Raw genomic sequence first — 9,239 nt, 5'->3', positions numbered from 1 at the left:
ATAATATCAAACTTAGTAGGTTTGAGTGCACTGAGAATATTCGGTAATGCTTCCCGCTCAGGTTTAATTCGATCTTTGAACGAATTGCGCCAGTCGGGGTTGTTTTCACTCATAGTTTTAACGATGCGCTCACGAAGCTCGGCATTACCGAATCCACCGCCGATATACGCCATTCCTCCCGGCTTGAGGATACGGAGGATTTCACTATAGGCTTGGTGCCAGTCTTCCCAAAAAGGGGATGATCCACGACTAATAACGAGGTGGACATCTTCATCAATCAACGGAATGTCATGAATATCACCACGGATAAAAGTGCTCCGTTCACTGAGATTATTTGAAGCGGCGTACCCAGATGCAAGGTTCAGCATCTCTTCGGATTGGTCAAAAAAACTGATATGCAAATCGGTAATGTTCGCAAGAGCGATCCCCAATGCTCCCGTACCGCATCCTGCATCGAGGCATCGCCCCTGCGTAATAAAAGTGAGGTTTTTGATCTGTTCGGCAATTACGGGATAGATCGGGGCGAATACGTTGCGAACGATATTGTCGAAACTCTGAGGGTTGGTGGCACCTTTCATGGTTTTGCTCCTACTATGGTTTTTTTGTACTCAATCGTTGGATGGAGTATTTCTTGCAACTGTTTATCAGTTGCGATGTAGAGTTGTTTGTGTCCTAAATGTTTTAGAATACTTATCACTCGGATGAAGTTGTGGAAAGCCACCTTTTCATCGCTGTATAAAATGACGGTCGTCTCTTTTCCACCTGTAATTACACGTTGTTCAAACATGATTAACGAAATAAAGATGATCATAGTTCCTAAAATAGTTCCGAGAAGATCAAAATACGGTGTATTAGAACCAATGAACATTTTTTATTTCTCCTTTATTTTAAAATTTGGGATAATTTCAGATGAAAATAGCTCTAGTGAATTTCTTAGATTTTCTTCTGGTAGGTATCCAAAAAACCCAGAAAGGGCATTGAGATAGTTCATCCCTCCTGTTAGTTCTTTAAGTTCATTGATACGTTCTCTGCACGTTTCTGGGCTTCCTGCGATGACCATTTTATTGTAAAAATTTTCTGGCTCAAGTTCTTCTTCGGTAATTCTTCCCCCTTTGGTTAAACCAACATTTTTGAGTCTGTCGGTTAATTTTAAAATGGTTTGCCATAGCTCTTTTTTTGCACTTTCATCACTTTGACTTACATAGACAAAACGACCAATCGGTACGTTTTTCACATCACCTCCCGCATTTGTGTAGATATTGAGAGCTTCCATTACATTTTGCATAGAGGTAATACCGTGCATAATCACATTGTGATTATTGTGAGCAGACCATTCGATGATCTCTTTTGTGTAACTTCCGATATATACTGGTGGATGGGGCTTTTGTATCGGTTTTGGTTGGATATAGATATTTTCACCCCCCACACAAAGCTCTTCATCGCCAAATGCATTGAGTACAAGATTTAGTTGTTCGGCAAACTCATCTTTTGTGTATCGCTCCGTTGTACCGAAGATGTTTGAATAGCGGCGATTTCCCCCTCGGGATATGCCGAAATCAACCCTACCATTTGAAATTAAATCCAATGTAGCTAACTCCTCGGCTAAACGAATAGGGTGATAGAGAGGTAAAATGAGGAGTGAAAATCCAATCCTGATTTTAGTTGTTGTAGCGGCAATGGCTGATGCAGCAACAATAGGAGATAAGCATAGCCGTCCATCATTGTTTTTTCCATTTTGAAAGTGCTCTTCATTCAACCATAATGATTCAAATCCAAGCTTTTCTGCGTAAGAAGCTAACTCTACGATTTTAGATTGTCGATCGAGTTCAACTCCACCACCGCAACCGGATAGTCCAAATTTCATTGTATTGCTCCTGTGGGTTCTGGTTTTAATATAGAGGATAAGTCTTGATTATTAAGGGTGTACTTCACAAAATGTTTATAAAACATTTTGGTTTCTTCATTAATATTTAACTTTTTGAAATATTTCGGATAAAAGGTTTTGGCTGCCCATAACACCATGAGCGGTTGTTCAGATGTACGATATGCCCAAAGATGCATACCATGGGGAGATACATAGACTTGTCGATTTTTGAGTGCGTTCAATGTAGAGAATTTTTTATTTTTATACAAATCATCTACATCATTTGGATTACTTAGAATGATGATATCGGGGTTCATTACGATGACCTGCTCAGGTGAAAAAGTGAATTTTTCTATTTTTCGAGTAGAATCACTTGCACTGATTCCCCCCGCTTTCATTATCCACCAATCTACAATTAAATGAGGTGTGGTCATGGTTTTATAGTCGAAGTAGAGGACTTTTTTCTTCTCTTTCGCTGGGATTTTATCGGTGATAGATTGAACGTAGGAAAGTTTTGTATCAATGTAATGATTGTACTCGATGGCTTTGGATTTTACACCCATAACTTCACCTAAAAAAAGCATTATGTTTTTAATATCTTTTTCTTCTCGCCATGCTAAAGAGGCTGCATTTAGCCCTTTTTCTCGTAATGTTTTTGCTACGATAGAATCCATCGTAAAAACAATTTGTGGATTATCTTTTAAAAGCAACTCAACATTTACACCCATATCGCTACCGTCTAAAAGATAGCTAGAGGTTTTGGAAGCATTGGGGGCTAATTTACTATAAAGCTTGGGGGTCATAGTCTGTTTTTGAAATTTTATAGGGAGAGCATTTTTAATTGCATCTCCTTTGCCAAGTGCAAAAATAAAGCTACTGATTACTGGGACTGCCCCGATAGTGACAATATGTTGTAGCTTATTTGGAACCGATACAGGGTTGTTATCTGTGTCATATACAACCTTTTGATCGGCTACAGCACTTAGGTGTAGCATACTCACTAAAAGTGCTATTCTCAATATCAACGAATACATTAAAATCTCGCATTAACAGAAAAAACAGCCATAAATGGAGCACCTACACTATACGAAGTAGCTCCATTTAAAGATAAATCATTACTGCTAATAATACCAATGTATTTTTCGTTGAAAATATTTAATAAACTTGCATTGAGAGAGATCTCTTTGGCTGAAAGGACATTTTTAAGCGAATAGCTTGCATGTAAATCAGCAACGGTATACGAATCGACTTTTTCTGTGTTGATGGCATCCCCGTATCGTGAATCGGAGTAACGGATTACGGGTGTTAGGGAGAAGTCATGATTTTGGTATGTTGCACCTAATTTCACCAATAATTTTGGTATATCAGGGAGCTGTTTACCGTTAGTCGCAAGGGTTTGGGTTGTTGACACCTTCGTATCACTATCATATTTTGAAACGGTGTATGAGGGCGAACAAAAGAGTGAAAGTTCAGGTAATGGCGCATAGGATAACTCGGCTTCGGCTCCATATGCATGAGCTTTCCCTGTACTGATATTATAGCTTTGAGCAGCTATAGTATCATAGATATTTAATTCTTTATCTGTATATTCAGAATAGAATAAGACAGGTTTAAAATGTATATTATTGTTATTATATGTAGTGGATAATTCAAAATTGTCTGCCATTTCAGGCTTAAGAACATCAAACATGTCTTGCATCGTATGGGTTGATTTATAGGCTGCACTTGCACCTTGATACGCTGATGCTTGAGGTCCCCAGTCAGGTCGTCCATATGTTTTTGAGTATTGTAATGCGCTAGAGATGTGAGAATTGATCTTATAATCAAGTGAGAGATTTGGGAGCGCGCGTTTATATGTTTGGGATGATACATGTTGTCGTGGATCAGCAATCGCATTAGCTAATGCTTCTTCATAGGATAAATCTCCCGATAACGTTGAGGTATTTGAAAAATACTGCAAGTTAGCAGTATCCCAAACAAGATATTTTAGTCCACCAGATAGCGTAAAAGCATCGAAGCTTTTTGCAGCGGTTACAAAGTAGGTATTTAAAATATTGTTTGATTGTTCAGATAATGTTTTATATTTGTAGTTGGTCAAGGCACCTGTGTTCGTTACAGTGTATTGTTTTTGATAAACAGGTGGTGGTGGCGCTTCCATATTCATATAGGAGTGACCAAAAGCGATATCAGTATCAAAAAGATAGGCATCAATTTTTGTCAATAAGCCATACTGCTCATGCACAATATCCCATTTTGTCAATGTCGTACCGCTACCGGTTAACGTATAGCCGTCTTCGTTCCAATAATGGGGTTTAACGGTCAGAATGACGTTATCAGCTAATTTGGCTTTGATGTCCGCAATAACCGTGCGTGATTGGAAATCTTGTCGGTTGTAGTCATAATATTGTGCATTTGCTGATGCTGAATTTGTTAATTCAGAATTGTAATCAACATCATAATTAGTGTCTAAATCACTTGCTTGTGCATAGGTGAGTGATTTATAGTTATGCAATTTTATTTTGCTGTATGCAGCGTATAAATTCGTACTTATAGTGTTGCCAAAATTTTGTTTATATCCGAAATTAACATTTTGTTTTCCATCTGGAGCTCCTCCTTCTCCTTTCCATTTATCCCCTGCCGTATTCGAATAGGAAACATAAAAAGAACTATCGGTTGAGAGCTTTCCACTATCAACCCTTCCAAAAGTTCGTCTAAAATTATCGCTACCGAGACTTTGTTTGATTGAAAATTCAAAATCATCAGAGGGTGATAAGAGGTTTGCATTCACTACCCCTGTCGATGTGGAGAGAGAAAAACCTTTGTCGGAGGGTATCGCACCTTTATAGACATTCAATTCACTGACATTTTCCATATCGAAAAGTTCACCACCACCGATACCATTCGTCCCTACAATACCTGTTAGTGGGAGATCTTCTACCGTTCTGCCAACATGAAAAGAGCTTTTTCCGCGAATTTTAATATTTTGCCCATTAGATATTCCAAGAGCATCAGACGTTTGAACATTGACTCCTGGAAGTAAATCAATTGCTTTGTAATAGTTTGTCTGTGCGGGACCACCAATCATATCAAGAGATTTTTTGCTCAAAGTATTCGTACTTTTTGCATTTTCAGGTGCATCTGCGTAGATAGAGTTATCTTGCACTTGATAGTTTACTTCTACCCCTTCTAATGTATAAGATTTGGAACTATTGGTTTCATTAGCTATGAGGCTATAAAACGGTAATAGAAAACTTGCTGTTATGCAGCTTATTCTGAACTTATTGCAACGGTTGTTTTTTATTTCTTCATTCATTTGTGACTCCTTAAGTTTGTTGTATCTTTTTTGATATAGCGTTGTGTAAAAAAATCAACCCTCCCGTTTACGGTTTATAGTATGGGAAAAATAGCTTTTCAAACCGTTTTTTCTCCTGATCTATCGGGGCGATCAAATCGGGATAAAAGGTATGTATCAACCACCGTATCCCCATGAGTCTGGCGAGAGATGGTGGACGGCTGATATAGTTAAACGGGGAGTTCGGTACGGTTAGGACGTGTCCCGTTTTAACCGCGCGGAGCATTTTCCATTTCGGGTTTGTCGCAATAGATTCGACAAACGATGGCTCCATAGCGATAATCATGTCAGGATCGGCGAGGATGATCTGCTCCATCGACATTTTCTCCATTCCATAGGTTGAGGATACTTTACAGTTGATAGCATTTTTCCCGCCACTGTACGTGAAGGGTTCGATATGTCTGGAACCCTCACACTCACTGGACATCCCATCCAGTCCCTCGGCAAAGTAGAAGCGGACGTCTTTGCGGGCGTTGACTTTGTTCTGGAGCGATTGGATAAGCCCCAAGGTCTCTTTGGTATAGGCGATAAGCTCATGGGAACGTTTAGTGTTTCCGGTAAGCTTGCCAAATAGCGTGAACTCTCCTGCAAGATCGTTGATCGAATCATCGCGTACCATCAATACGGGAATCCCGAGTGCAGTTAACTGTTTGAGTTGATTCTCAGCTCCCGTAGCACTTCCCCACATAAGGATCACATCGGGTTTTAGTGAGGCTAAAACTTCAATATTTGGGGTGTTTCCTTGACCGAAATATCCTCCGACTACGGGACGCGAAGCGGCGACACCGACATAGGGCTTTTGGTCGGGTTTAAACGGAAAATTCAACCCTGCGACTAGGGAGGGGTCAAATGCCGTGAGGGCAATGGTGAGAGAGGGGGATGAGGAGTAGATTTTTGTCACTGTATCGGGAACATTTACTACCCGTCCATAGTCATCGGTGAGGGTACGTGCTTCTATAATATTAGTAAATATCAATAGAATAATGAGAAGAGATAACGCTCTCATAAGGCTCCTTTGGAAAAAGTGGGGATACACCACGTATTGGTGTTATGGGTGATGAGATCTGCTTCGATACCGTAGACTTCACGGATCATTGAGGAGTTGATAACCTCTTCAGGGAGCCCGTTGGCGATGATTCGACCCTCGTTCATCACGACGACACGGCTGGAGACCATGAGGGCGTGATCGGGGTAGTGGGTTGTTTTGAGAAAGGTGTACCCTTGGCGTGCTAAATCATTGATCAGTTCCAGCAGACGGATTTGGTTCCCGTAATCCAACCCTGAAACCGGCTCATCCATGATAAAGGTATTGACCTCTTGGGTGAGGGCGCGGGCGAGGAGCACCATCTGTTTTTGTCCGCCGCTGAGATGCCCAAATGCCCTATCGGCCAAATCAGCGATACCGATGCGTTCTAGCGAAGCATATGCGGTTGCGCGGTCATTCGCTGATGCTGCGGCAAAAAAACCGCTTTTGCTCACTCGACCCATCATCACCATTTCCAGTACGCTATAGTTGAACGGGACGTTGTGGTACTGAGGGATATAGGCGATATGTTTGGCGATCTCGCGGTGGGAATAACGATGGATCGTTTTGTTCTCCAACCATATCTCCCCTTGCTTCGCGTGTATGAGTTTGAGGATGAGACGAATGAGAGTACTTTTCCCGCATCCGTTAGGCCCCAATAGGCTCACCACTTCACCGCGATTGAGTGTAAAATCGATGCCCTCTAAGACAGAACGCTTAGGGTAGGCAAAATGGAGGTCATTGACCGTAATAATGGGATTTAGTTCCATGCTGCCCTCGCATTTTTAAGTACGATGATAAAGACGGGGATCCCGATGAGCGACGTGAGAATCCCAATCGGGATCTCGACGCTCAGTGCCAAACGCGAGATCGTGTCGGCTAAGAGCAAAAAGATCGCCCCCACAACGGCTGAGAGCGGGATCAGGAGACGATGCGAGGGACCGAATGCCATACGGATGATGTGCGGGATGATAAGCCCGACCCAGCCGATCATCCCCGCCATAACGACGGAGAGGGAACTCGCCAGCGTCGCGAGGATAATCGCCGCGAAGCGCACCATGGGAACATTCACCCCCAGCGCTTTTGCTTCTTCATCTCCGAGGCTGAGGAGATCGAAATATTTGGAGAGGGCAATCATTCCCGCTATACTCAAAAGGATCGGGATACTGACGAGGAGGACACTGTGTAGATCTGCCATCGTGAGGCTTCCCATCAGCCAGTAGACGATGGCGGGGAGGGTCCTGTAAGGGTCGGCAACGTATTTGATGACCGAGAGTAGAGCGGTGAAGAGCGAACTGCTGATGACACCGCCGAGTACCAGCATGATCGTAGATCGGGAGTTGCTCACCATTCCTCCGATCGCAACCGCAACGCCGACGGCGACAAACCCGAACACAAATGCCAATACCTGAACCACGTACCATTGCTCAGATATAAGCATCCCCAGTGCCGCACCAAACGCTGCTCCCGCCAATACCCCCAATATCCCAGGAGAGACGAGAGGATTGACGAACATCGCCTGAAACGCCGCACCTGAGACCGCGAGTGATGCACCGATGAGGATGGCGAGCAATACACGCGGCAGACGGATTTGGAGGATGATATTATCGAGGAGGGTATAGGTATCGTTTCCCGCACCTCCGAAAAGTTTGAACTCCATATACCCCATAAAGGTATGAAAATCAATCGGATATTGCCCCCATAGGAGCGATATGATGGTGATGAGGAGAAGGAGAGCTAATGCTCCCCCCACGATGGTGAAACTTTTGAGGCTTATCATTTTAGAACTTTAGATTTAGACTGCCGTATACTCCTAATGGAGCTCCGGTTTGATAGGTTGAAGCCGTCGTCGATGCGGCTAGTGCATTATCGGCGGCATTGATCGTCGCGATGTATTTCTCATTGGTCAGATTGGTCGCGGTGAGGCGGAAGAGGGCGTTACGTGAACCCATAAACTGACCCATACGGTACGCCATATCGAAATCGACGATGGTAAACGCGTCGACTTTTTGAGTATTGGCTACGTCACCCCAACGGCTTGAAGTATAGCGAGCACTCGGAGTAAGCGTCCAATCCCCTAGATGGTACGAGAGGGCGGCTTTTGCCATGTATTTGGGTGCATCGGGGAGCTGTTTACCATCAGTATCGACCGTAGTAGTCGCGCTACTTTGGAAGTTTTGGGTGAAGTTGTAACGGTTATACGAAAGTCCTAATAAGAATTCGAGCTGTTCATTGATCGGACCATACGCGGAAAACTCTGCACCGTATCCGAATGCATCCCCGATATTGGCGGGATAGTTGACGGCATAGGTAGGATCGTAGATATTAGCCTGTTTGTTTTGGACGAATGAGACAAATAGACTCGGATTGAGCGTGATTCCACCTACCGTGGTTTTAACCCCTACATCGATATTATCGGAGAGCTCAAGATCGAGCTTGTCCCACAGCTGTTGGAGGGTAACGTTTTTGGAAACGAAATTGGTGCGGTTGGAGACATAGGTCGGGAAGAGATTGACATCAAACCCATACGTACGGGAATAATCGATATAGAGCGACGTCTGGGGTGAGAGGGTATATCCCAAATAGAGGGAGGGGATATAGGTGTGAAATGTTTTGGCTTCGACGCTCGCCCACGGATCGAGCGCGGTTGTCGCGATGGCGGTATCATAGTCTGAACTGGTTGCGGCACTGGAATTGGCGGTGTGGCTTTTGAGAGAACCGATTTTAAACGATTGGTATTGTAACCCGGCAACGTATTTAAAACGATCGATCTCTCCGCTGAGCTGTGCAAACGGTGCTTGCAAGATATGGTAATCGTTCTCTGCAAGTAAGGCATAGCCGTTAAATACTAGATTACCGCTCGCATTGACCGTGTATTTTTCCTGATCGCTCGGAGGTCCGGGAGGGAGCTGTTTGTGGTACCAGTACCCGATTTTGGTTTTCAGCGCTTCGGAGAAGGTATGATCGTATGCCGCAGTCGCTCCGTAGAGGTCGTGGTC

At 43.4% G+C, this 9,239-nt stretch carries 9 protein-coding genes; all 9 read right to left on the bottom strand.

Going from position 1 to position 9,239, the window contains the following annotated elements; genetic code table 11:
• Positions 1–578: class I SAM-dependent methyltransferase (locus Q0C19_RS08770; protein WP_295055172.1), on the bottom strand; the 578-nt coding region annotated here is incomplete at its 3' end.
• Positions 575–868 (bottom strand): hypothetical protein, encoded by a 294-nt coding sequence (locus tag Q0C19_RS08765; RefSeq protein ID WP_295055170.1) that lies wholly within the window; start codon positions 866–868, stop codon positions 575–577. The genes Q0C19_RS08770 and Q0C19_RS08765, both read right to left, overlap by 4 nt.
• 3 nt (positions 869–871) lie before the next feature.
• Positions 872–1,864 (bottom strand): LLM class flavin-dependent oxidoreductase, encoded by a 993-nt coding sequence (locus Q0C19_RS08760; protein ID WP_295055169.1) that lies wholly within the window; start codon positions 1,862–1,864, stop codon positions 872–874.
• Positions 1,861–2,883: an ABC transporter substrate-binding protein gene (locus Q0C19_RS08755; protein WP_295055168.1), complete on the bottom strand. Its 1,023-nt coding sequence runs from the start codon at positions 2,881–2,883 to the stop codon at positions 1,861–1,863. The genes Q0C19_RS08760 and Q0C19_RS08755 overlap by 4 nt, the downstream gene beginning before the upstream one ends.
• 14 nt (positions 2,884–2,897) lie before the next feature.
• Entirely contained in the window at positions 2,898–5,177 is a 2,280-nt protein-coding gene (locus tag Q0C19_RS08750; protein WP_295055166.1) for a TonB-dependent receptor, read from the bottom strand.
• A gap of 67 nt (positions 5,178–5,244) precedes the next feature.
• Positions 5,245–6,222, bottom strand: a complete 978-nt coding sequence (locus Q0C19_RS08745; RefSeq protein ID WP_295055165.1) for an ABC transporter substrate-binding protein — start codon at positions 6,220–6,222, stop codon at positions 5,245–5,247.
• Positions 6,219–7,010: an ABC transporter ATP-binding protein gene (locus Q0C19_RS08740; RefSeq protein ID WP_295055163.1), complete on the bottom strand. Its 792-nt coding sequence runs from the start codon at positions 7,008–7,010 to the stop codon at positions 6,219–6,221. The genes Q0C19_RS08745 and Q0C19_RS08740 overlap by 4 nt, the downstream gene beginning before the upstream one ends.
• Positions 7,001–8,020 carry an iron ABC transporter permease gene (locus Q0C19_RS08735; protein ID WP_295055161.1) on the bottom strand — a complete coding sequence of 340 codons (1,020 nt, stop codon included), beginning with the start codon at positions 8,018–8,020 and terminating at the stop codon, positions 7,001–7,003. Before Q0C19_RS08735 ends, Q0C19_RS08740 begins: the two co-directional genes overlap by 10 nt.
• A 1-nt stretch (position 8,021) precedes the next feature.
• On the bottom strand, positions 8,022–9,239 hold a 1,218-nt coding region (locus Q0C19_RS08730), incomplete at its 5' end, for a TonB-dependent receptor (protein ID WP_295055159.1).

The sequence above is a fragment of the Sulfuricurvum sp. genome (assembly GCF_023250475.1).
Lineage (GTDB): Bacteria > Campylobacterota > Campylobacteria > Campylobacterales > Sulfurimonadaceae > Sulfuricurvum.
This window is presented reverse-complemented; position numbering and strand designations above follow the sequence as displayed.